Origin of the sequence: Fictibacillus nanhaiensis (assembly GCF_036213205.1) — a bacterium.
GTDB lineage: Bacteria > Bacillota > Bacilli > Bacillales > Fictibacillaceae > Fictibacillus > Fictibacillus nanhaiensis_E.
In genome coordinates this window covers 311,086-334,423 of sequence record NZ_JARMFC010000006.1, presented here as the reverse complement: position 1 = coordinate 334,423, position 23,338 = coordinate 311,086, and the positions used below count along the sequence as shown (strand labels likewise).

Annotated in this window: 26 protein-coding genes and 2 pseudogenes; 2 read left to right on the top strand and 26 right to left on the bottom strand. The window is 39.6% G+C overall.

Annotated features, from left to right (window positions below):
- Positions 1-29: 29 nt before the first annotated feature.
- From P4V41_RS08715 to P4V41_RS08620, 20 genes are all read right to left on the bottom strand, one after another.
- The gene (locus tag P4V41_RS08715; RefSeq protein WP_328084460.1) at positions 30-911 is read right to left on the bottom strand and encodes a farnesyl diphosphate synthase; all 882 of its coding nucleotides are present in this window, start codon (positions 909-911) and stop codon (positions 30-32) included.
- Positions 908-1,147, bottom strand: coding sequence for an exodeoxyribonuclease VII small subunit (locus P4V41_RS08710; RefSeq protein WP_328084459.1), 240 nt, complete (start codon positions 1,145-1,147; stop codon positions 908-910). Before P4V41_RS08710 ends, P4V41_RS08715 begins: the two co-directional genes overlap by 4 nt.
- Positions 1,140-2,501, bottom strand: coding sequence for an exodeoxyribonuclease VII large subunit (gene xseA / locus P4V41_RS08705; protein ID WP_328084458.1), 1,362 nt, complete (start codon positions 2,499-2,501; stop codon positions 1,140-1,142). Before xseA ends, P4V41_RS08710 begins: the two co-directional genes overlap by 8 nt.
- Positions 2,501-3,364: a bifunctional methylenetetrahydrofolate dehydrogenase/methenyltetrahydrofolate cyclohydrolase FolD gene (gene folD, locus P4V41_RS08700; protein ID WP_328084457.1), complete on the bottom strand. Its 864-nt coding sequence runs from the start codon at positions 3,362-3,364 to the stop codon at positions 2,501-2,503. Before folD ends, xseA begins: the two co-directional genes overlap by 1 nt.
- Positions 3,365-3,405: 41 nt before the next feature.
- Complete coding sequence (nusB, locus tag P4V41_RS08695; protein WP_328084456.1) at positions 3,406-3,801, bottom strand: transcription antitermination factor NusB; 396 nt, start codon at positions 3,799-3,801, stop codon at positions 3,406-3,408.
- A gap of 442 nt (positions 3,802-4,243) precedes the next feature.
- On the bottom strand, positions 4,244-4,651 hold the full coding sequence (locus P4V41_RS08690) for an Asp23/Gls24 family envelope stress response protein (protein ID WP_328084747.1): 408 nt from the start codon (positions 4,649-4,651) through the stop codon (positions 4,244-4,246).
- A gap of 19 nt (positions 4,652-4,670) precedes the next feature.
- Positions 4,671-6,029: an acetyl-CoA carboxylase biotin carboxylase subunit gene (accC, locus tag P4V41_RS08685; protein WP_328084455.1), complete on the bottom strand. Its 1,359-nt coding sequence runs from the start codon at positions 6,027-6,029 to the stop codon at positions 4,671-4,673.
- Positions 6,030-6,041: 12 nt separating this feature from the next.
- On the bottom strand, positions 6,042-6,545 hold the full coding sequence (gene accB, locus P4V41_RS08680) for an acetyl-CoA carboxylase biotin carboxyl carrier protein (RefSeq protein WP_328084454.1): 504 nt from the start codon (positions 6,543-6,545) through the stop codon (positions 6,042-6,044).
- Between the two features lie 313 nt (positions 6,546-6,858).
- Complete coding sequence (locus tag P4V41_RS08675) at positions 6,859-7,371, bottom strand: SpoIIIAH-like family protein (protein WP_328084453.1); 513 nt, start codon at positions 7,369-7,371, stop codon at positions 6,859-6,861.
- A gap of 4 nt (positions 7,372-7,375) precedes the next feature.
- The gene (spoIIIAG, locus tag P4V41_RS08670) at positions 7,376-8,017 is read right to left on the bottom strand and encodes a stage III sporulation protein AG (RefSeq protein ID WP_328084452.1); all 642 of its coding nucleotides are present in this window, start codon (positions 8,015-8,017) and stop codon (positions 7,376-7,378) included.
- Entirely contained in the window at positions 8,014-8,640 is a 627-nt protein-coding gene (gene spoIIIAF / locus P4V41_RS08665) for a stage III sporulation protein AF (protein WP_328084451.1), read from the bottom strand. Before spoIIIAF ends, spoIIIAG begins: the two co-directional genes overlap by 4 nt.
- A 10-nt stretch (positions 8,641-8,650) precedes the next feature.
- Entirely contained in the window at positions 8,651-9,835 is a 1,185-nt protein-coding gene (gene spoIIIAE / locus P4V41_RS08660) for a stage III sporulation protein AE (protein WP_328084450.1), read from the bottom strand.
- 17 nt (positions 9,836-9,852) lie between these two features.
- The gene (gene spoIIIAD, locus P4V41_RS08655; protein WP_328084449.1) at positions 9,853-10,278 is read right to left on the bottom strand and encodes a stage III sporulation protein AD; all 426 of its coding nucleotides are present in this window, start codon (positions 10,276-10,278) and stop codon (positions 9,853-9,855) included.
- On the bottom strand, positions 10,256-10,462 hold the full coding sequence (gene spoIIIAC / locus P4V41_RS08650) for a stage III sporulation protein AC (RefSeq protein WP_328084448.1): 207 nt from the start codon (positions 10,460-10,462) through the stop codon (positions 10,256-10,258). The genes spoIIIAD and spoIIIAC overlap by 23 nt, the downstream gene beginning before the upstream one ends.
- 16 nt (positions 10,463-10,478) lie before the next feature.
- Positions 10,479-10,994, bottom strand: coding sequence for a stage III sporulation protein SpoIIIAB (spoIIIAB, locus tag P4V41_RS08645; protein WP_328084447.1), 516 nt, complete (start codon positions 10,992-10,994; stop codon positions 10,479-10,481).
- Positions 10,991-11,917 (bottom strand): stage III sporulation protein AA, encoded by a 927-nt coding sequence (gene spoIIIAA, locus P4V41_RS08640; RefSeq protein WP_328084446.1) that lies wholly within the window; start codon positions 11,915-11,917, stop codon positions 10,991-10,993. Before spoIIIAA ends, spoIIIAB begins: the two co-directional genes overlap by 4 nt.
- A gap of 536 nt (positions 11,918-12,453) precedes the next feature.
- Positions 12,454-13,011: an elongation factor P gene (efp, locus tag P4V41_RS08635; RefSeq protein ID WP_066396040.1), complete on the bottom strand. Its 558-nt coding sequence runs from the start codon at positions 13,009-13,011 to the stop codon at positions 12,454-12,456.
- A gap of 23 nt (positions 13,012-13,034) precedes the next feature.
- A complete protein-coding gene (locus P4V41_RS08630; RefSeq protein ID WP_328084445.1) occupies positions 13,035-14,108 on the bottom strand; it encodes an aminopeptidase P family protein in 1,074 nt (357 codons plus the stop codon).
- A complete protein-coding gene (aroQ, locus tag P4V41_RS08625) occupies positions 14,105-14,557 on the bottom strand; it encodes a type II 3-dehydroquinate dehydratase (RefSeq protein ID WP_328084444.1) in 453 nt (150 codons plus the stop codon). Before aroQ ends, P4V41_RS08630 begins: the two co-directional genes overlap by 4 nt.
- 77 nt (positions 14,558-14,634) lie before the next feature.
- The gene (locus P4V41_RS08620) at positions 14,635-15,150 is read right to left on the bottom strand and encodes a YqhR family membrane protein (protein WP_328084443.1); all 516 of its coding nucleotides are present in this window, start codon (positions 15,148-15,150) and stop codon (positions 14,635-14,637) included.
- A 188-nt stretch (positions 15,151-15,338) separates the two neighbouring features.
- On the opposite strand from P4V41_RS08620, the gene P4V41_RS08615 reads away from it, so the two are divergent.
- Positions 15,339-16,283 (top strand): DUF1385 domain-containing protein, encoded by a 945-nt coding sequence (locus P4V41_RS08615; RefSeq protein ID WP_328084442.1) that lies wholly within the window; start codon positions 15,339-15,341, stop codon positions 16,281-16,283.
- 19 nt (positions 16,284-16,302) lie between these two features.
- Positions 16,303-16,677 (top strand): SA1362 family protein, encoded by a 375-nt coding sequence (locus P4V41_RS08610; RefSeq protein ID WP_328084441.1) that lies wholly within the window; start codon positions 16,303-16,305, stop codon positions 16,675-16,677.
- A 3-nt stretch (positions 16,678-16,680) separates the two neighbouring features.
- Here the strand turns inward: P4V41_RS08610 and P4V41_RS08605 are convergent, their stop codons facing one another.
- The 6 genes and pseudogenes from P4V41_RS08605 to P4V41_RS08580 form a co-directional block, all read right to left on the bottom strand.
- Positions 16,681-17,610 (bottom strand): patatin-like phospholipase family protein, encoded by a 930-nt coding sequence (locus P4V41_RS08605; protein WP_328084440.1) that lies wholly within the window; start codon positions 17,608-17,610, stop codon positions 16,681-16,683.
- A 291-nt stretch (positions 17,611-17,901) separates the two neighbouring features.
- On the bottom strand, positions 17,902-18,318 hold the full coding sequence (mntR, locus tag P4V41_RS08600) for a transcriptional regulator MntR (protein ID WP_144703387.1): 417 nt from the start codon (positions 18,316-18,318) through the stop codon (positions 17,902-17,904).
- Positions 18,319-18,429: 111 nt separating this feature from the next.
- On the bottom strand, positions 18,430-19,467 hold the full coding sequence (gene splB, locus P4V41_RS08595; protein ID WP_198767755.1) for a spore photoproduct lyase: 1,038 nt from the start codon (positions 19,465-19,467) through the stop codon (positions 18,430-18,432).
- Between the two features lie 102 nt (positions 19,468-19,569).
- Positions 19,570-20,175, bottom strand: a pseudogene (locus P4V41_RS08590) (vitamin B12-dependent ribonucleotide reductase); the annotation flags it as partial.
- A gap of 70 nt (positions 20,176-20,245) precedes the next feature.
- Positions 20,246-21,055 carry an HNH endonuclease gene (locus tag P4V41_RS08585; protein ID WP_328084439.1) on the bottom strand — a complete coding sequence of 270 codons (810 nt, stop codon included), beginning with the start codon at positions 21,053-21,055 and terminating at the stop codon, positions 20,246-20,248.
- Positions 21,056-21,299: 244 nt separating this feature from the next.
- Positions 21,300-23,255: pseudogene (locus P4V41_RS08580) on the bottom strand (vitamin B12-dependent ribonucleotide reductase); the annotation flags it as partial.
- Positions 23,256-23,338 lie beyond the last annotated feature (83 nt).

Genomic DNA, 23,338 nt, shown 5'->3' with positions numbered 1-23,338 from the left:
TATCATACTTCCAATTTTGCAACAATCTCTTAGTGGTTTCTTTTTATAATGTAGTCAGCAATGGACGCTAATATGCCTGTATTTCCATTGATCTTGTTTAAATGTTCCAAAGAAATATGTATATGATTTTCCATTTCTTTCTTTGCGCCATCAAGACCAAGAATCTTAGGATATGTCGTTTTCAAGTTCGCTTCATCGCTTCCAACAGGTTTACCTATTTCTTCTTGATTCCCTGTTACATCAAGGATGTCATCTTGAATCTGAAAAGCAATTCCGATATGTCGTGCATAGTTTGTAAGGTGCATTAGATCTTCATCAGAAGCTCCCGCTGCAATTCCCCCTATGATCACTGAACATTCTAGCATTTTACCAGTCTTTTTTTCATGAATGCTTTCTAACTCGGTTAACGTGAGGTCTCTGTTCTCTCCCTCTATATCTTCTACTTGACCACCGACCATACCTGTTGCTCCAGCAGCTTTTGATAAAACAGCGATCATTTGAACTTTTTGGTCAGATGTTAAAGAAGAGTTGTTCGTAATCAAGCTAAAGCTCTCGGTTAATAAAGCATCTCCTGCTAAAATTGCTTGAGCCTCTCCAAAAACTTTATGATTTGTGAGCTTCCCTCTTCTATAATCATCATTGTCCATCGAAGGAAGATCGTCATGAATTAAAGAATACGTATGAATAAACTCAATGGCACAAACAATATCAGCTATTTCTGCTGTATTCTTTTCAAAAGATTCCATAACGGCAAGAGCTAGAATCGGACGTATTCGCTTTCCACCTGCAGAAATAGAATATAACATCGATTTCTTTAATGTTTCTGGAGCATCTAGCTTACCCAAGTATCCGACCATCTGTTCTTCAACCAAAGATTTTTTATCTCGAAGATATTGTTCAAACGCTATCAATGATCTTCCTCCTGAATAGCAAATGGTTCTTCTTTTCCATCTTCATGCAGAATTGTATCCATCTTCTTCTCAACGTTCTGTAATTTTGTGTGACATAACTTCGAGAGCTTCATTCCTTGTTGATAAAGATCGATACTTTCTTCTAAAGGAACATCTCCCTGTTCAAGTTTTTCAACGATTTCTTCAAGCTGTACCATCGCTTCTTCAAATGTAATTTTGCTTGTTTTTTCAGTCATTCGTAAAAGACGCCTCCGTTCCAGTGATGTGACAATCAATCTGTCCATCTTTTAACTTTATCGTTAATGCATCTCCAGCCTTTACCTGTGAGACGGACTTAACCAATTCGCCTTTGCCTTGTTTATAGGTCAAGCTGTATCCTCTGTCCATAACTGCCAGAGGGTTAAGGGAAGAGAGCCTAGAGATCTTGTTAGAAAAATCCCTCTGGTGCTGCCTTACGTGACGGTTTGTTTCTTTTAGCAATGTCTTATGCAAAGAGACGACTCTTTCGTTTGCCTTTTGAAGCTGACCTCTAGGTGAAAACAATAAAAGTTGACGCTTCACTTGTGAGAGTTGATTCTGATGTTGATCTACAAAGCTCCCAACTGTACGTTTTAATTGATCCATACACCGATCAAGTTCTTGCTCTTTTTGTTTGATCAATTGTGTAGGGTATTTAAAAGCGTACGATTTTTGAAGACGTGATAAATGCTGTTGATGACCGGCTACGAACTCGTTCATCACTCTTTTTAGACGAACATTTCTTTGGAATAATCGATCTTTTAATTCATCTAGATGAGGTACAGCCATCTCAGCAGCAGCTGTTGGTGTTGGTGCTCTTAGATCTGCTACAAAATCTGAAATCGTAAAATCTGTTTCATGTCCTACAGCCGAAATAACCGGCAGATGTGATTGAAAAATCGCTCTTGCAACACTTTCTTCATTAAACGCCCATAGCTCTTCTATCGAACCTCCGCCACGTCCTACGATTAAAACATCTGAAGCATTCAAAGCATTCGCTTGTTCGATCGCGCGAACGATGGATGGAGCGGCCCCAGGTCCTTGAACAAGTACAGGATAGATCGTGACAGCAGCTAACGGAAACCTTCGTTTTATGGTAGTTACGATGTCTCTTACAGCAGCTCCTGTTGGTGAAGTGATCACACCAATCGTCGAAGGAAATTTAGGAAGCGGCTTTTTATGTATTGGATCAAAAAGCCCTTGTTGTTCTAACGTATTCTTTAAGTTTTCGTATGCTAAGAACAAGTTGCCAACGCCGTCTTGCTGCATGGTTCTGACATATAGCTGATATTGCCCTTGAGGCTCATATACAGAGAACGAACCTTGAATTAAAACGTTCATTCCTTCTTCAGGTTTGAAGTTTAAATATCTGTTGTTTCCTGCAAACATAACAGCCGAAACTCTGCTGTTTGCATCTTTTAACGTAAAATACAAATGCCCCCTGCTATGGAGCTTAACATTGGATAGCTCACCTTTTACCCAAACATCTTGTAAGTTACCGTCATTTTCAAATAGTCTCTTAATATACCGGGTTACAGCCGATATTGGAACATACCGATTGTTGTTCTGCATTAATGTACTTCCTTTAGCTTCTTTCTCCATTTCGAAGCAAGAACCGTATTGCTCATTAACATCGTGATCGTCATAGGACCAACGCCTCCTGGAACAGGAGTGATATGTTTTGCTTTAGGTTTAATAGCCTCATAGTCAACATCTCCACAAAGCTTTCCATCCTCTTTGCGATTTACACCTACGTCAATGACAACAGTACCTGCTTTAACCATATCTTCTGTAATAAGGTTCGGTTTTCCTACCGCCGCAATTAAAATATCAGCTTGTAATGTTTGTTCACGAAGATTTTTTGTTCTAGAGTGACAAAACGTTACCGTTGCATTTTCTTGCAAGAAAAGCTGACCAGCCGGCTTTCCAACGAGGTTACTTCTGCCTACAACTACCACATGTTTACCTGAGATATCTTCACCGGTTTGTTTAACCATCTCTAAAATCCCAAGTGGAGTACAAGGTATGAATGCTTGCTCATCTCCTGCATGCATCCTTCCAATATTTATCGGATGAAACCCGTCTACATCTTTTTCAGGCAAAATCGCCTCAATTACTTTTGATTCACTGATATGTGAAGGAAGGGGAAGTTGTACGAGAATCCCATCAATTTGTTCGTCATCGTTAAACGCTTGAATGTATTGTAACAATTCATTCTCAGAAATAGATTCAGGAAGCTCCGTCAATACCGAATGCATATCGAGCTCTTTACATGTTCTTTCTTTTGCTAGTACATACGAACGAGACGCTGGGTGATCGCCTACTAGAATAACAGCTAAACCTGGAACAATTCCTTCTTGTTTAAGGTCTTGGATCTCTTTTGCAAGTTTTTCTCTGATCTCTCTCGCAATTTGTTTTCCGTCTAACACAGCCATTCTAAAGTCCCCCTCAAAAGTAGTTGGTTTTTATTATTTAATTATTGATTGTTAATATCTTTGATTATTTTTCCTAGGACTCCGTTTACGAAACGCCCTGCTTCTTCACCGCCAAAGATTTTTGCTGTTTCGATCGCTTCATTTAATGTTACGTTCTTTGGAACCTCTTCCATGAACAACCATTCGTAAGCTGCCATCTGAAGAACGACACGCTCCACGTTTGCTAGTCTTGAAAAGCTCCATTTCTCTAAATAAGGCGTTAGAAAACGCTCGATTTCTTCTTTCTTTTCAACTGTACCATGAACCATCTTTGTTAAGAATTCGTCTGATGGCTCTCCTTCTAAAACATGCTCCATAGCCTCACTAGCTGAGATGTCACTTACTTCAATTTGAAAAAGCGATTGAAATGCCTTTTCTCTGGCAAGTCTGCGTTTCATAATCCGACTTCCTTTCTATTTGCGAACAATTTCTATCTAGCATAATACCATATTGTTAGGACTCGTTACAATCCGAACAATGGACTTACTAACCCTTCCGAACATTCAGTTTTTTTCAATCTGTTGAGAGTCACTTGATAAATGAAAAGTATTTTATTTTATTTCTAGGTGGGCTCTTTGAAAGCTATCGATTTTCAGCACTCTAAATCTCTTAAAGTGGATACGAGGTGGGGTATTTAGACTGTTAATTTTGTAACTTTACGAGATAATTCTAGAAATTCTGGACTTAATCCGGCGAGTTTTGCCCATATACCGGCGAGTCGACATCAGTCGACTTCTGTTACACCGCCTATACCCCCGCTTCAACTAGAATGTTTTCATCACACTATAAACAACAAGAAAAAAGACCAAAGGGCAAGTAAAACCTCACCCTTTGATCTTCTTAATAATCTACTTCTGGTGCTTCACTCTGTTTCTCTTTTGAATCAAATTGAACACCAACTACAAATACGTTGATATCTGTTGCTTCTAGTGCTGTCATGTCTAGAAGAGCTTGTCTGATATAATCTTGAATTTTTTGAGCCACATCTGGAATTGCAACTCCATATTTCATTGATACGTATACATCAATAGAAATGCCGGCTTCTGAAAGTTCAACTTTAACGCCTTTGCCATGCGTTTTCTTCCCAAGTCGCTCAACTACGCCACTTGCAAAGCTCCCTCTCATGGAAGCCACACCTTCTACATCAGAAGCTGCAATACTTGCGATAACTTCGATGACCTCAGGTGAGATCTCCACTTTTCCTAATTCTGATGAGTAACTTTCCATTTCAAATGATAGTTCGTTCATCATTAAAACACCTCCGTACTTATTCGCTTTTTGAAGTTAAATCATGATTTTCTAAAAACTTTGTATTAAAGTCACCATTCACAAAAGTCTCATGGTTTAACAGACGCAGGTGGAACGGAATGGTTGTATGAATTCCTTCGATAACAAACTCACTCAGTGCTCGTTTCATACGGTCGATCGCTTCTTGTCTAGTATTACCGTAAGTAATAACTTTAGCGATCATAGAATCATAAAATGGTGGGATCGTGTAGCCAGGATAAACTGCCGAATCAACTCGAACACCTAGACCGCCTGGTGGAAGATACATTTCAATCTTCCCAGCAGATGGCATAAAGTTTTTCTCTGGATTCTCTGCATTAATTCTGCATTCGATCGACCAGCCATCAAACTCGACATCTTCTTGTTTGTATCGCAATCTCTGACCTGAAGCCACTTTTATCTGTTCCTTGATAAGATCAATTCCCGTTACCATCTCAGTTACAGGATGTTCTACTTGGATTCGAGTGTTCATCTCCATGAAATAGAAGTCACCAGTATTATGATCAAAGATAAATTCGACGGTACCAGCACCAGAATATTGAACGGCTTCAGCTGCTTTTACTGCTGCCTCACCCATCTCTTGGCGTTTTGATGGAGAGATAGCTGGAGATGGTGTCTCTTCTAAAAGCTTTTGAAGACGTCTTTGGATACTGCAGTCTCTTTCTCCTAAGTGGATAACATTTCCATGGTTATCTGCAAGAACTTGTATCTCAACATGACGGAAGTCTTCGATATATTTTTCAATATACACACCCGGGTTACCAAAAGCAGTTGCTGCTTCTTGCTGAGTGATCGCAATGCCTTTTAAAAGTTCCGTTTCATTCTTAGCTACGCGGATCCCTTTACCCCCACCGCCTGCTGTTGCTTTAATAATTACAGGATACCCAATTTTATTGCTGAGTTCAATGGCTTCTTCCTTGTCCCTAATAATCCCTTCAGAACCTGGTACGATAGGAACACCAGCATCCGCCATCGTCGCTCTTGCAACATCCTTAATACCCATCTTGTTTATTGCTTCAGCACTTGGACCAACAAACGTTACATTGCATTCTCTGCAAAGTTCTGCAAAGTCAGCGTTCTCTGCCAAGAATCCATATCCGGGATGGATGGCTTCTGAGCCAGTTAGTGTGGCAACGCTCATAATATTAGTGAAGTTTAGATAACTATCTTTTGAAGCAGTCGGTCCGATACAATAAGCCTCATCTGCCAAACGGACATGCAAGGCATCTTTATCAGCTTCTGAATAAACGGCTACTGTTTCAACACCAAGTTCTTTGCATGCGCGAATAATTCTTACAGCAATCTCACCACGGTTTGCTACTAATAGCTTTTTAATCATAGACATACCCTCCTATTCTGCTTTCACAAGGAACAGAGGTTGTCCGTATTCTACTAATTGTCCGTTCTCTACTAATACTTTTACGATTTCACCATTCACTTCAGATTCGATCTCATTGAATAATTTCATTGCTTCAATTATACAAACGATGCTATCTTTTGAAACTTTATCTCCTGGCTTAACGAATGCATCTACATCTGGAGATGAAGCAGCATAGAACGTTCCCACCATTGGAGAAACAACTTTATGTAAGTTAGCGTCTTCGTCTGCCTGTTTTGTTTCTTGCTTAACTTCTGTATTTTGCTTAACTGTTTCAGCTGCTGGAGCTTGTTCTTTTACAGGTGGCGCTTGAGTCACTATAGGCTGAGAAACAACTTCTTCTGCTCCGTAAGAAACTACTGATCCACTATCCTTTTTAAGAACAATCTTAGAACCATCATTTTCGTATTTGAATTCATTAATGCTTGATTTGTCAATAAGTTTAATCAATTCACGGATTTCTTGTATTTTTAGCATGATCTCTACTCCTTTTAACAATCCTATCCAGTTTAGATTTTTTATTTAGCACCTTCTATTGTGACTAGGTCTTAACACATGTAATATACCACATTTATCTTTTCATGGATACATTAGAATCATGTTCAAGTTAATAGTACACGATTACGTCATGCATTGTAAGCGTTTACGGTTACTCTTTACTTTTTTCTATCATTTCCCGTCACAAAGAAATGCAAACTTGAATGACACTTTAAGTTTCTATCCAATATATCATGAAAACACAAAAAGAAAAAAGCCGGAATTTCCGGCTTTCAAACTCTTGTAAGACTATTTATTTGTTTGCATGATATTCAACTGCTACTGTTTTGCTGCTACCAAGGTGTTCGTTTGCAACATTCATAATCTCAACAACTTCTTTTTTCGATAGTTTATCAGCTTTTACGATTACTTTGATCTCATTGTTCATCGTGCTTACTAAAGCATCATTGAATCCCATCGATTTAATCAACGTTTCTACTGTTGATTCTTGCATAGTAAGTGACTGGAGCTCTGTCATCTTCGCCCATGCATCAGCTTGAACCTCAGCAGATGCGTCCTCAGATCCTGCAACGGCAACATAATCAGCGCTCATCTCATCACGAACTTCATCTCGTTCTAGGCGCAGAGCAGTGAACACATCGTCGTTGGCAACACCTGATACAGTCGCTTCCTTACCTGACTTTTTTCCTGCTTCTAAATAAGCAAGATCATCCGTTCCACCAGGTGCAGTAATGTAATACACAGACAACACAATGATTAAGCTAAGCATAGTCAAAAGCCAAACGGTTTGTTTTTTCAATAACATTTGTTTATTCCCCCTCAGGATTTTTTGGTCCTACGAAAATCTGGTCACTACCTATATCAAAAACTTTTTTAACGAGCTCTATGATCATAGACTTTGTCTGGATGTTTTCTGCACCTTGTGCCAATATAGCCACACCTTTAATCTTTGGTTTTTCTGTTGTGACGATGATCGGCTCTTCTCTTCCGTCATTTGAGATGATAACTACTTTTTCATCTATCTTTTGATCTTCTATCGTTCTCTTGCCGCCGTTTTTATCATTTTCCGATGTTGTCTGGCTTTGTGTGCTATCATCTGTAACGAACTCTTTTCTCTCTGTTGCGGATAGTTCTACCATCACAGAAACTTTGCCTACCCCTTGCATCTGTTCTAGTAGATCTTTCAGTTCGTTTGAGTAACGGTCTTCATACGTTTTGATATTCTTGTCTGTAACTTCTTTCGCTTGTTTAAAAACAGCCTCAGATTTAACCTTCGTTTCTGGCACTAGCCCGGTTAATGAACTTTTTTGAGCAGGGGAGTCTATCATCTTGCTAATAAACATAAGAGAGATTCCCAATAGAAGTAAGACAAGTAAGTACTTTTGTTTATTCCCTGCTTTATCACTCAGCTGCAGCCGTTTTTTTATCTGTTCCCAAAATGAACGTTTCATTGGGATAACTCCTCTCCCCCTTCCAAATGTACATCAACTTGGTCTGCATCCAGCTGCCACTCCCTAGCTAGGAACTGAATGACTTCGCTTGAAACCGGTTGTTCGAGTGATTCCTTTCTCTCTGGATCAGAAACACTTACATCCACTTCTGATACTTCAGATATCTCTGCTTGGTCGTGATACTTGGCTAGTACCACTTTGGCACCCCTTATATCTTCAGCCTCCAACGGCTCTTTACCGATTTCCGTTCGAATATGAAGATCGACAATCTCTAATTCATAAGTCAGTTTCAACTCCTCTTGAACTTGTTTTTTCATTGGGACAGCCATTTGCTCTAATATATATGCACGTTGAGCGGATTGTATTTCACTTTTATTCTCTTCTATCGAATTTTTTATTTCGTCTTCTTTCGCAGCAGTTGGTAGATCCATGGCGAGAAACACTTGATCCAGATCTGAATTGACTAGTTTGAACAGTGGCGAGAGCATAGCAAGCAGTATGAGCAAACCTACAACCATCTTGATATAATTTTGAAATTGATTTCCAGGTAACAACAGCTCGATAACTCCCGCTAACAATACAAGAATAATAATGTTAGTTATCCACTCCGTTAAGAATGCCATGACTCATCTCCTATCGAACCATCAGCGTAACGTTGCCTGCTGCGATTATTATCGTTATTGCTAGAAAGAACATAATAGACACAGTCATAAGGGCAGCAAAGATAAACATGACGCTCTTACCGATTATGCCTAATGATTCAACGATCGGCCCACCGCCTAAAGGCTGAAGGAGGGCTGCAGCCATGCTATATATAAAAGCTAGAATCAAAACTTTAATGGCCGGAAATATAGCTAAAAGAAGTAACAATAGAGCCCCTATAATGCCAACTGAGTTTTTAAGCAAGATGGAAGCACTCATGACAGTATCTGTTGCATCTGTAAACATACGGCCGACTACCGGAATAAAATTTCCTGTAATAAATTTTGCCGTTTTGATCGTAATCCCATCTGCCACTGCTGCTGTTGCACCCTGAACACTCATGACACCTAGGAAAACAGTGAAAAAAAAGGCGAGCGCTCCCATGCTGATATTCCGCAACAGCTTGGCCAACTGTGTGACTTTGTGGTGCTCTGACATTGTAGAAACGATGCTTAATAGTGCCGATAGAAAAAGAAGTGGTAGAACAAAATTTTTGATCAGAAGACCGCTAGTATTTACTAAAAACAAGATGACCGGATGAAAAAAAGCGACCGAAGCGATGCTTCCAACAGTTGCCATCAAGGCTAGAAGAAGAGGTATGAGTGCTATCATGAAACTCAACATGTTATCAATGGCTTCTGTTGCATAAGTGATGGCAACATGAAAACTGTTTAAAGCTAAAATAATCAAGACCATATATATAATTCCATACGCCACTTTTGAAATCGCTGATCGATCAAAAGCATTCTGGATGGATTGAAGAAGCATACTAAAAACGGTAAGTAGGATTAGAGTTCCAAGCAGTTTTCCGTGAACAGCAAGTTCATGAAACATAAACTTTAAAAGACCGGTCATATAGCCTTTTATCGAAAATTCTTTCTCACCTTTAATAAATTCAAGAAGGGTTCCTTTTTGGCTTTCTGGCAAAAATCCACCATATTCGTGTGTGATACTATCCCAAAATTGTTTGATTTCATCTAGCTGCATGGAGGATACTTGTTGATCAACCATTTTTGAAGTAATTGAGTTCGCTGATACGGATTCTATGGGACCAACTAGGATGAAAGAGAAGATTAGAAATACGAAAAGGCTTGTCCGCACCATCACTTTCTGCATCTTTACAACCCGCTTTCTTATTTCGGAATAAGCGTCAGCACAGTTTCGATAATAACCGTTAGAATCGGAATCGCCATAACAAGAATCAGTATCTTCCCACCTAGTTCGATCTTAGATGCTATAGCCCCCTGACCTGCATCACGTGTGATCTGGGCACCAAATTCTGCAATATAAGCGATTCCGATAATTTTTAACAACGTTTCAACATAGACCATATTAACGTTTGCGTTGATTGCAAGTCGTTGAAGCATCGCTAGAATCTGTCCGATCTTATCGATCAAAAAGAAAAAGATACCTGCTCCAACCATGAGTGTGACCAAAAAAGCAAAATTTGCTTTTTGTTCTTTAAGAACTAAGGCTAAAAAAGCAGCAACCAGCCCAAAACCAACAATTTGGATTATTTCCAATCTGGCTCCCTCCTTAATTCTGAAACAAAAAGACATCTTTTACCTTTTGAAATAAATCATCTAAAAGAGTTATGACCATAAAAAGGGCAACAACAAATCCTAAAAGAGTGACCCAATGTGCATAATCCTCTTTTCCGATCATCTTCAAAACGGTATGAAGCATCGCGACGATTATGCCAAGCCCAGCAATCTGAAACACTGCGTTTACATCCAATCCCATCGGTGAAACCTCCTTGTTACATTAAGAGAATAACGATTAAAAGCCCCATTAGAACGCCAAGACTTTTACACATTTTTTCATAACGTTCTTGTATGTCTCTTGCTTCTTTTTCTTCGCGATTAAGGTGAGCAAGTGTCAATTGAATCTGCTTCTGCTGATGCTCTTTGTCATGACGGCCAAGTGTCGACCCAAATTGGCGAAGCACTTCGATCTCACCAATTTTAAAAGAGGTTTCCTTTGCCAGAACAGCTAACTGAAGATCCCAGGCTTCTTGCACTGAAAGCTCACCTTCTGCTAATCGCTCTGATATGGTAAGAAAAAAAGTGGACAATGGTTCTTTTAATGGCCTTCCAATATGCAAAAATGCCTCATGAAGAGGGGTAGATCCGTACATGATCTCCGCCTCCAAGGCTTGTAGCGTTACTTTTAATTCTCTTAACTTCTTCGGCCTTTCTCTTACTCGCTTTGCCCACTCAAAACCAAAGATCGTTGTGGCAAAAAGAATAGCGATCGCACCTATCCAACTCATCATGCTGCACCACCAGATTTATAGATCTCATTCAATGCTCCGTCATAGATTCTTTGAATGGTTCCCGGCCCTTTATCACGGCTCAAGATAACATACCTTTCGAACAAGGAAAGATCTCCCAATGGTTTCATCACCGGTCGTTTCAGTGCATCTTCTATGGAGCTGCCATGTGCGGTAAATATCATTTGAACACCCGCATGCATCGCTTCTAATATTGCTTCACCATCTTCTTTTCGACCGATTTCATCCACGATCATCACTTGAGGACTCATCGACCGGATGAGCATCATCATCCCTTCTGCTTTCGGACATGCATCAAGAACATCCACTCGCCTTCCGAGGGTATGTTGAGGTACCCCTTTTATTGAACCTGCTATCTCAGAGCGCTCATCTACAATTCCAACTTTAAAAGACGGAATGTTCTTTCGCGGAACACCACAACTAACTAGTCTCGCAATATCTCTTAACAATGTGGTTTTCCCGGTTTGCGGCGGACCAATCAACAATGTATTGAGCCATTTTTTTTGGTAGAGGTATGAAATTAACGGTTCAGCCATTCCAATCTTCTCTCTTGCTACCCTCACGTTTAACGAACTAATATCTTTAATGGCTTTTACGAATCCTTGTTCAGTGATCACCTTCCCTGCTAGTCCTACACGATGACCGCCTGAGATAGTGATATAGCCTCTTTTTAGTTCCTCTTCAAGTGCGTAAAGAGAATGCTGACTTAACCGATTGAGCAATACTTGTGACTCTTCAGCCGAGATTGGACGCTCGGTCGGGTAGATTGGTTTACCGGAACAAAGGATTTCCATCGGTTGTCCAATTCTAACCCTGACCTCTTCTACAGATTGAAGGACAGATGATGGCAAATTTCTTAGTGTTTGTTGTATTGTATCTGGAAAAAGTTTAAAGATCGTCTCCATGACCCATTTCTCCTTTAAGAGGCTAGTACTATAAACGTATGGCAGACATTTAAGCTTTATGCCAATAAAGGTAGGTTTGAAATTAGGAGGAAAGATAGAGGATGCTTTTGATAGATAGTTAGTAAATATCTGTGGAATCTATTCTTTTTAGTGAGACATTTCAAATGAGAGGCAGTGTTATCTGATGAAATTTAGCTATTCCAATCAGATAATTGCTGTTTTTTAATGTAGCGAACCAAATCAGTGAGCTCCTTACTTCAAAAACTGTGCTGCGGCTAATACAGATGGGGGTATTTTTAATAAAAGTCCTTAAAATACTTGTATTTTCGGATTTGATTCCACGAGTTTTGTGATTGATTCCTCGAGTTTTTGCCATATATCCGCGAGTCTACATGATCCGACGATTAACAGATGGCAGATACCCTCAACCCGATCAAACTTTTTATCCAGTTCGTTGCATACTACATCACACCTGCCAACTGCTTACACCAAAAAAACCTCACTCCAAAAATGGAATGAGGTTTAAAAGTTATAGACTATGCACGAGAAACATAAGCTGCATTTCTTGTATCGATGATGAGCTTGTCTCCTTGGTTTACGAAGAATGGAACTTGTACGATCAAGCCTGTTTCAAGCGTTGCTGGCTTAGTTCCACCAGAAGCTGTGTCTCCTTTGATACCAGGCTCAGTCTCTGCAACTACCAATTCAACTGTGTTTGGAAGTTCAACACCAATCGTCTCACCTTGGTACGTCATGATATGAACAGTCATATTTTCAAGCAAGTACTTCAACTCGTATTCGATTTGAGAAGCTTGAAGTTCAATTTGCTCATAAGATTCGTTATCCATGAACGTGTGCGTATCTCCTGATGCATATAAGTATTGCATCTTACGGTTTTCAATATGAGCTTTTGCTACTTTTTCTCCACCGCGGAACGTTTTCTCCTGGATACCACCTGTGCGAAGGTTACGAAGTTTAGAGCGCACAAATGCTGCGCCTTTTCCTGGTTTTACGTGTTGAAACTCAAGAACTTGCCAGATCCCGTTGTCAACCTCAATCGTTAATCCTGTTTTAAAATCGTTTACTGAAATCATGTTTTTATCCTCCTGAAATAACCTTAACTTAACGTTAAAAGGGTTTTAGTAGAGTAGGTAAGTGATTCATTGCCATCTTTTGTAACGAGTGCATCGTCTTCGATCCGAACTCCGCCTAGTCCTGAAATATAAATACCTGGTTCAACTGTTACAAGCATTCCTGGTTCAAGAATCGTGTCAGACTTCATGGATAGAGCTGGCCCTTCATGAACATCTAAGCCAATTCCATGACCTGTAGAATGTCCAAAGTAATCACCATATCCTTTTGAAGTGATGTAATCACGTGTTAAAGCATCTGCTTCCTTACCTGTCATTCCTGGTCTAATGCCTTTCATACCTAGCATCTGTGCATCATATACGACCTGATAGATCTCTTTAAGCTCATCCGAAACATTTCCGATGGCTACAGTACGAGTGATATCCGAACAATAACCTTTGTAGTATGCTCCAAAATCTAAGGTTACCAATTCACCCGTTTCAATCTTCTTATCCGAAGCAACACCATGAGGAAGGGCTGATCGGTAGCCAGAAGCCACAATAATATCAAACGAAGAAGAGATGGCTCCATTTTTTCTCATGAAGAATTCTAATTCATTTGATACTTCTCGCTCAGTAAGTCCCGGGCGAATATACTCGATAATATGTGAAAAAGCGGCATCGGCAATAGACGCTGCATCCTTTACTATCTTAATCTCTGATTCATCCTTAATCAAGCGCAACTTTTCCACAAGACCGGATACTGGAACGAGTTCAGTCGTATTGTTATCTAATTGTGTCTCATATGTACGATATGTTGAAAATGTAACATGGTCTTGCTCAAAACCGAGCTTACGTACAGAAAGCTGCTTCGTTAACTTTGCAATCTCTTGTGGAATCGGATCGGTGTGCATCACAACACGGTAACCTGCCGCCTGTTCAGCCGCTTGAGTCTTATATCGGAAATCAGTTACTAAAACAGCTTCTTCTCTCGTGATCAATAGTACGCCTGAACTTCCTTTAAAACCACTCAAATAAAAACGGTTTGAAGAAGATGTAACTAACAGTGCGTCAATATCAAACGTATCGAATAAACCTCTTGCACGTTCTACGCGATTCATAACGTATCCCCCTTGAGTTGATTATGAAATGCTTGAAGAGCTAATTTATAGCTATCAAAACCAAAACCCGAAATCTGTCCAATGGTGACTGGAGCAATAACAGATTCACGTCGAAAATCCTCTCTAGCATGCACATTTGATAAATGGACTTCGATTACAGGGACATCCACACTGGCAATCGCGTCTCGAATCGCATAACTATAATGAGTATAGGCACCTGCGTTTAGAACGATACCGCTAAACTCACCTTCAGCTCCGTGAATGAAATCAATGATATCTCCTTCGTTATTGCTCTGTTTAAACGAAGTATCCATAAGTAGCTCTTTTGAAAAAGATACAAGTTCCGCCTCTAGATCTTCCAATGTATGCTTGCCATATATGCCAGGCTCCCGTTTTCCCAATCGGTTTAAGTTCGGTCCGTTAATAACAAGAAAGTTTCTGTTTTTCATCTGAAACACCTAGCCTTTGCATAAAAAAATAGAATGTTCATAAAACATTCTATCATAGCGTCTGATCGTTTGAATAGTTAAGAACTTTGTGTAGATTCCTTGTTTCCTTGGGACTGGCCATGACGTTCACTGTATTCAAACGAGATCGAGTAACCTACAAAAACACCATATAGTATATAAATACACAGCGTTGTTGTAATTGTGTTCTTACCTATCGTATTCATTGGTTCTAATCCCGGAAAAATCGGGTGAAGCAAGAAAAAGACAATTCCCCATAGTGCAACACCGAATAGGATACCAGCCCACATGGATTTAATCTTGGCAAACGCATAGCGATACGCGATTGCAACTAAGATCGAAAGTAAAGCAATAATCAAAATACTGATGAGTTGACCTATCCATTCTGTTTTCCACTTTCCAAGTGCCCATGGTGCTAAAACAAGTGCTGGCCCCACTTTTGAAAAATTTAAGTAGTAGGCGATAAATCCAAATGAAGACCAGAGTAAGCCTCCAAAGAAACCAACACCAACGACTCTGCTCATGAATGAAGATTGTGATTCTTGTTTGTTTTGCTCTAGTTTTGAATCGCTCATTAACGACCACCTCCAACACTTCTAGTATGTCCACAAAACCAATGCCCAAACTTCTCACACTCTTAACCAATCATATTCCGTGTAAAACATGTATAAAATGGGAAAAATACAATCATCCTTTGTGGAGGAATATCCCGCTTTCCTGTAGAATAGAAAGTACCTACAAAACTTTAGGCTGGGGGTTCAACATGACAACAGAGAAAAAGCCCGCTTACGGCGGCCAGGCCGTATTAGAAGGGGTTATGTTTGCCGGAAAGCACACATATGTAACGGCAATACGGAGAAATGATGATACGATCGAGTATTTCGAACTTAAGAAAAAACCTTCTCCAGTTTTATCAAAATTAAAGAAGATTCCTTTCTTAAGAGGATTTATCGCCATTATTGAAGCAAGTATGAATGGGACTCAGCATTTAAATTTTTCAGCTGAGCGGTTTGGTGTTAACCCCGGTGAAGAAGAAAAAGAGGAAGAAGAAAAACCATCTAAATTTGCATTTTTCTTTTCTTTAGCCATCATCGGTGTCCTATCTTTTCTTTTTGGAAAATTTGTTTTTACGCTCGTACCCGTTTTTTTAGCAGAAGCTTTTCGTTTTATCGTACCCGGGCACTTAGGACAGAATCTGTTAGAAGGTCTGTTCAAGTTTATCTTTTTATTAAGCTATATCTATTTCGTTTCTTTAACACCTGCGATCAAGAGAGTCTTCATGTATCACGGAGCTGAACATAAAGTGATCAACACCTATGAATCAGGAGACGAGCTCACGGTTGAAAATGTAAAGAAGCATTCAAGGCTTCATTACCGATGCGGCAGCAGTTTTATTCTATTTACCGTGATCGTCGGCATGTTCATCTATTATTTCTTTCCATCAGATCCGTTGTGGCTAAGAATTTTATGCAGACTCGCGCTTATTCCTGTGGTTTTAGGGGTATCTTTTGAAGTATTACAGTTAACAAATAAACTAAGAGATGTTCCTGTTCTTCGTTACCTAGGTTATCCAGGCTTATGGCTTCAACTTTTAACAACGAAAGAACCAGATGAAAAACAAATTGAAGTTTCTATTATTTCTTTTAATGAAATGTTACGTCGTGACGCATCCTATGAAAGTGAACTTAACGCAAGTAAAATCGTTTAATCATAAGGAGGTGAACCTGTTGCAACAGAATAATAGAAGATTGCATCCTATCATTTGGTTTGTTATTTCACTGGCTGTTGTCGGTATTCTTTATCAACTAGTCACTTCACCTCGCCAATTATTTACAACCATTCTGATCGGAGCAGCAGTGGTCGCCGTGTTTTACTTTATCTTTCGGAGAACCTCATCGGGTGTAAACGGCAAATATAGAAAAGCAGTCAAACAATCTCAGAAACGTTACGGCACCAACCAAAAACCACCAAAGGCTGCCTCTCCGTTGTTTTCGAGCAAAAAGACTGCAAAAAGTTCCGCTCAGAGAAAGAAAACACGTGAACATCACTTAACCGTGATCGAAGGAAAAAAGAACAAGAAAAAAAATCGAGCCTCCTTTTAAGGATTAGGCTCGATTTTTATATGCTGGATTAGGATAAGTCTTACCTACAATCCAGCTCTGCAAAAACTGCTCAGCTCGATCGTGACCACACGTATAAAGCTCATTCTTCGCTTCTGAAGACAATTGAAAGTCGATAACAGATACATGCTTGACTGGCATAAAAATAATATCCCGAGCATCATGCGAATCGATATATCGGTTATCATGCGCTTGCATCATCGTTTCAAACAACGCTTTAAATAGCTGAACCGCATTTTTCACATTGTGAGTTGGAATATGATCGTTGATGTAAGAGCTCAATTGAAAACCGAGCACTGGGCGAACCGGAACCCTGTCTTTTCTTTGGAAAAGCCACATCGGAAAATTACTCAAAACACCTCCGTCAACAATAAAACTTTTTTGTCCAACACGATTGAAAAGTTTTATCGGATAAAAGAAATAAGGCAGACTGCAACTCATCCTTACCGCTCGTGCTACCGGAAAACGCTCTGGCAATAAACCGTATTCCTCGAGATCATCTGGCAATACGATCAGCCTACCTCTGGAAATATCAGACGCAATAATCTTAAGACTGCCATAAGGAATATCAGCAAACGTAACAATTCCACGTGCCGCTAACAGAGAAGCTACCCAGTTCTCCAGATAATCTCCTTTAAACAGCCCTAGTTTCCAATATAGCTTCAACCAGTTCATAAAAGGTACAGGTACTATTGTTTTACTTGTATCAAGAAATTTTCTAAAGTCTAATTTATCAATAATATCTTTCATTTCACCCGCCGTATAGCCTGCCTTGATCAAAGCAGCCATCAATGCCCCCGCACTTGTCCCCGCTACCCTCTCAAAACTAAGACCTCGATTCTCAGCAGCTTCAACAGCACCAATCAACGAAAGCGCCTTGATGCCTCCACCTGAAAAAACACCATCAATTCGCATAAACATCTCCTCCACTATTATCCTAATCAGCAGAAGATGTCCTTTATAACCGATTCTTCAAAATAAAGTCTTTTGTCATAGCGTTTGATTTGTCGGTGTAGGTTAAAAGATTAGATTTACTGTCCACTTTTTAAAAAATACTGTCCAGTTTTCTTCAATTACTGTCCACTCTAAGAAAAATACTGTCCACTTTTTAAATTTTACTGTCCACTTCTTACAAAATACTGTCCACTTGTGTTTTCATTCACCGCAGCAAACAGAAAAATTCCAAAATAAAAACAACCATAAAATTTATGATTGTTCTTGTTCTTCATTTTTCGCTTGAACTTCTCTTAATAACTTTATCCTATTTTCATCTTCTTCAAAAAACTGAACAAGATCTCCAATTCGATCAATAGCGTTCCAACTTAAATGATGTTCGATACCCTCAACATCTTGATAGATGTTTTCTTGGTCGACCCCAATAACTTTTAAGAATTCTTCAAGTAACTCGTGTCTGTACACTAAACGTTTTCCGAGTTTTTTTCCGTTCGGTGTAAGAACGAAGCCTCTGTATTTTTCATAAACGACATACTTGCCTTTGTCGAGCTTTTGAATCATCTTGGTTACTGAAGAAGGATGCACTTCTAGGTTCTCAGCAAGATCTGATACCCTAGCATAGCCTTTCTCTTCGATTAGGGCATAGATGCGTTCTATATAGTCTTCCATACTTGGGGTTGGCGGCAAATTGTTCACTCCCTATACTAAACCAGCTTGGTCTCTATAAAAAGGATACTATAGAATGGTAAGCGTGACAAGGGAAGGTGTCTCTGCATTTTATCAAGTAAAATATTCAATCTTAGCTTGAGGAAACATCGTATGAATATAATTTTCTACCGTTTCACGCAGTCTTGTCGCCTGATCATCTTGATAAACATATTTTCCGATCCCATATCTTCCCCACTTATATTTTCGCTCTTCTTCATTCATCTCAAGCTTTGATTTTGGGTAGTTTTTTTCAATAACTCGTTTTGCAGGTTTCGTAAAACGGTGTTGAATCAGCTCAAACGTAAGATCGTTCGTTAGATGCTTAGGAATTTTCGCTTCCAAGATATCAAAAAGTTCTTTATAGCCTTCTTCCCAATCTTTATGAAGGTAAAGAGGTGCCACGATAAATCCTAATGGATATCCTGCTTCAGCAACTTTTATAGCAGCATTAATACGTTCCTCAAGCGGACTTGTTCCGAGTTCAAAGTTCTTAATCACATATTGTGAATTTACGCTAAAACGAAAACGCGTCCTACCCTGGTGTTTTGCATCAAGTAGATGGTCCACGTGGTGATACTTTGTCGTAAATCGAAGTCTTCCTAGATCGGTGGCCCCAAAAAATTCAATCGCTCTTTTTAAATTATGAGTAAGATGATCGATACCTACAATATCAGATGTACATGAAGCTTCGAACCGCGTGATTTCTGGCGCTCGTTCTTGCATATACTTTTCAGCCTGAGCAAAGATCTCATCTGTATTCACATAAGTTCGTAGATACGGCTTGCTGCCGAGTGTAGTTTGCAGATAACAATAATGACAATGTCCCATACATCCCGTTGCAAGAGGGATCGCGTATTCTGCAGAAGGTTTTGATGTATCAAATTTCAACGTTTTTCTGATACCAACCACGAGCGTTGATTTTGCTGTTCTATACTTTTGAAAATCATTATCTCCTGGCAAATCGCGAATTTGGTTATGTGATGTTGTCTCTCTGATCTCAACTTCTAACTTGCTAAAACGATCATACAGTTCTTTACCTAGTGGATACTCAAGTGCACGCGGTTCAAAATAGATCAACTGCGGCATAAACGGTTTATTGGCACCTGCCATAGTCATACACCCCACAATTTTTATCACAAATGATGGAGTTAGTATGTGCAGTTCACCACAAAAGAAAAAGGAAGGAACATTTCCAGTTCCTTCCCTTTCTTTTTATAGACCGCATTTTAACTGTGCGTTACAGTTCGTACATGTGTTACAGCCACCGATTTCTTTCACTTTCCCTTTACGACATACAGGGCAAGTGTTTCCAACTTCGTTACCGATGGTTACATCTGTAGAACGAAGATCAGTAATCGTATCTAAAATAACAACTTTACTTTTTTCTTCTTCCATACCTAGATCGATCTCAGTTTGTTCAAAAGTCTCTTCTGCTTTTAGTGTAAGAACTTGTGAGTCACGGCTTCCATCAACGTAAACCGTTCCACCTTTTGCTCCACCCTTATAAAGACGTTCGTAAACTTTTTGAACTTGATCAACCGTGTAACCTTTAGGAGCGTTAACCGTTTTTGAGATCGAGCTATCTACCCAACGTTGGATGACACATTGCGTGTCTGCATGTGCTTCTGGTGCAAGCTCCATCGCGGCAACAAACCACTCAGGCAGCTCATTTTCGTTTGCTTCTGGATTGTTGTCTAAAAATTCTTTAACAATATCAGCTTTCACTTCAATAAACTTCCCAAGACGACCACTGCGGAAGTAAGAGAATGAGAAGTAAGGCTCTAATCCTGTTGAGACGCCAACCATGGTTCCTGTGCTCATTTTTGTTACTCTCTGATTTTTCAGAGGGTGGGATTATTAGTACCCACTCCTTATGTCGCCATAAGGATCAGACTATATCATCAACCAGTTGATTGTTTGAATGCTTTTTCCTGTGACAAGGGTGTTCACAAAGACTTATCAAATTGGTAAGCCTATTTGCTTTTTCCCAGTCCCCTTCAAACTTTCTAAAAGGAATTATGTGATGCACCGAAAGTTCATGTCCCAGTTCTTTTTCTGTTAAACCACAGTCTTGACAAGTATATTTGTCACGCTTTCTTGCTTCCCGTCTTTGTTTACGCCAGTTAGGACCGTAATAATTGGTATCTCCCCCTTGCCAGGTTCCACTATTTTGGCCAGAAAATAAACCGGACTCAGAATAATAAACACCCATACAATATCCACTACAAAAATTATAGTTTTTGATAACACTTTGTTTCTTGTAAAACTCTTTAGAACAAAGTGCACAACTTACTTTACGATTTCTAGTAAAGTTTATTTTTGCATTCCGAGATATTGCTTTGTATGAGCATTCATTACCACAATACACCGCGGTTTTAGCACTGTAAGGAGTAAGATAAAAATCATTCCCACATTCTTTACATTGTAATTTTACTCGTTTAATTAAATGGCTAAAAATATTATTGTTTAAACGTTGGTAATTAGCTTTACAAGTGTGATTACAAAAGTTTGTTACAAATATGTTTGACGGTTTTCGAAGCAATTTATTTTTGCAAAAGTTACACTCAACATTTTTTCTTTTGGATAAATGTTGATTTATTGGAAATTTCGTTTGATATTCACCTTTGCATTTTCGTGAACAGTATTTTTTCCTATCATATTGACTTGGTTTAACCTTTATTAATTGGTTGCAATTCAAACAATTTTTCTCCATTTTCAATCACCTTTGCATTGGTATTCCAAGGTGTTAAAAACATGAAGTTTCTGGTGCTCGGCATGTAGTCGTTGAGGGGTCAGCCATGACTTCCCTGCGGATTGTCTGCACCTTTTGATTTTTACCATAATATGTACTGGCAAGGTACTGGTACAAAAGGATACTCAGAGTTTCCCGCATATAGCCAAGTTTACGCAGCGTTTTTACAAACACTCGGGGCAATCAGTTTACCCGTAGGAGCCACTGTTAACAAGTGAGAATTTCTAATCCCATAATTTAAGATGTCTTCACGTACATCTTCAGGAAGCTTTTTCATATAACCTGTTTCAGTAAATCGTTTACGCAACTCGTTAGTTGTTTCTGCTGTATCGCCTTCTAAGAACGGGAAGCTTCCCTTCTCTTTAGCAAGATCAATTGAAGTGCGGTACGCCGTAACAGCAATCGTTTCAAAAATTTGATCAACAAGCTTGTTTCCTTCTTCAGATCCGTAAACGGTCTCGCAATAGATCAAAAGGTCATGAAGTCCCATTACTCCTAATCCTACACGACGCTCACCTAACGCTTGAACACGATTTGGCTCCAAGAAGTATGGTGTTGCATCAATAACGTTGTCTTGCATGCGTACCCCAACTTCAACCGTTTGTTTCAGCTTTTCAAAATCGACTATTTTGTTTTCTTTGTCTGCCATGTTGCCAAGGTTTACAGCTGCAAGGTTGCAGACACTGTATGGTGCAAGTGGTTGTTCTCCACACGGATTCGTTGCTACAACCTTTTGTCCATATGCTGTAGCGTTTGTCATGTCATTGGCGTTATCAATAAAGAAAATTCCTGGCTCAGCTGAGTATGTGGCACAAATATTTATCAAGTTCCAAAGTTCACGAGCTTGGATGCGTTTGTATACTCGAATACCATAGCCTTTCTCTTCCCAAACTCGAACATCTCCGACCTCATGCCACTCGTTGTTGTAGGCTTTCATCTCTTCAGGCGTGTATGCCTCAACACTTGGAAAGCGTAATAGATACTCAGTGTCACTTTCTACTGCTTCCATAAATTCTTTCGTGATCGTAACTGAAATATTCGCTCCAGTTAAGAACTCAGAATTATGAACGCTGTACGTTCCTCCATCGCGAAGCATTGTCTCAGCATCGCGTAAAACGTCTGAGTCAAATCCACCTGTACCTGGGATATCCTTATACCTTAGAATTCCTTCGTACATCGCTTTTTGAGCTGGTGTCAGCGGTGTAAATTTTAATTTATCTTGTGCGACTTGTTTAATTTTCTCGTCATTTGTATTTTCAATTAAGTAACGTAAAATGCGAGGATTTTGCATCTTAGAAATAATGAAATCGATGATGTCAGGGTGCCAGTCGGCCAGCATGATCATCTGGGCTCCCCTGCGACTTCCTCCCTGCTCGACCAGATGCGTCAGCTTCGCGATATCATCCAGCCAGGATACAGATCCAGAGGATTTTCCGTTTACGCCTCTTGCTAAAGCGTTCTTCGGTCGAAGTGTAGATCCGTTCGTTCCAACACCACCGCCGCGGCTCATGATCTCCATCACTTGCTTACGGTGATCAGAGATGCCTTCACGCGAATCTTTTACATAAGGCATTACGTAACAGTTAAAATACGTTACATCCGTTTCTGCACCTGCTCCGTATAAAACGCGTCCTGCAGGAACAAAGTTCATCTCAGAAAGTTCTTTATAAAACTTCTGAAATGATTCTTGTCTTTTTTCCTCAGTCGTTTCTACAGATGCTAAGCCTGTTGCATTTCTGAGCGCGATCTGCTCGTAGTAAACTTCTAACGGCTTGTCCATCACATCAAGTGAACGCGTGATCAAACCAGATTCAGCTTCTTCTGGCTTTTCGAGTACTGCTTTAAACTCATCTTCAACCAATACGACCGCATTCTTATCGTCCCAGTTCACAGATTGAATAAATCCGAGCCCTCTTGCTGGAAATTTCGGGTCCTCTTTTACTGTTAATACAACAAAATCACCCGGTTTTAACGTTTTCTTCTCTGTGTCTTTAAAGCTGTATCTGTCTAGCATCACCAGCCTAGAAACACCTTTGTGTGTTGTTTTCATCGTAGAAGTTACGGGGTGCACTTGTGGAAATTGAGCTATATCACTGTTGAGAGCGTCAATGTTAATACCCTTTTTAACAGTTGCGACTGTGTCCATATTTCTCCTCCTCTATTAAAATCACATACGGATGCATATCTATATCTTGTATGTATAAGTTCTACCCTTATACTATATATACG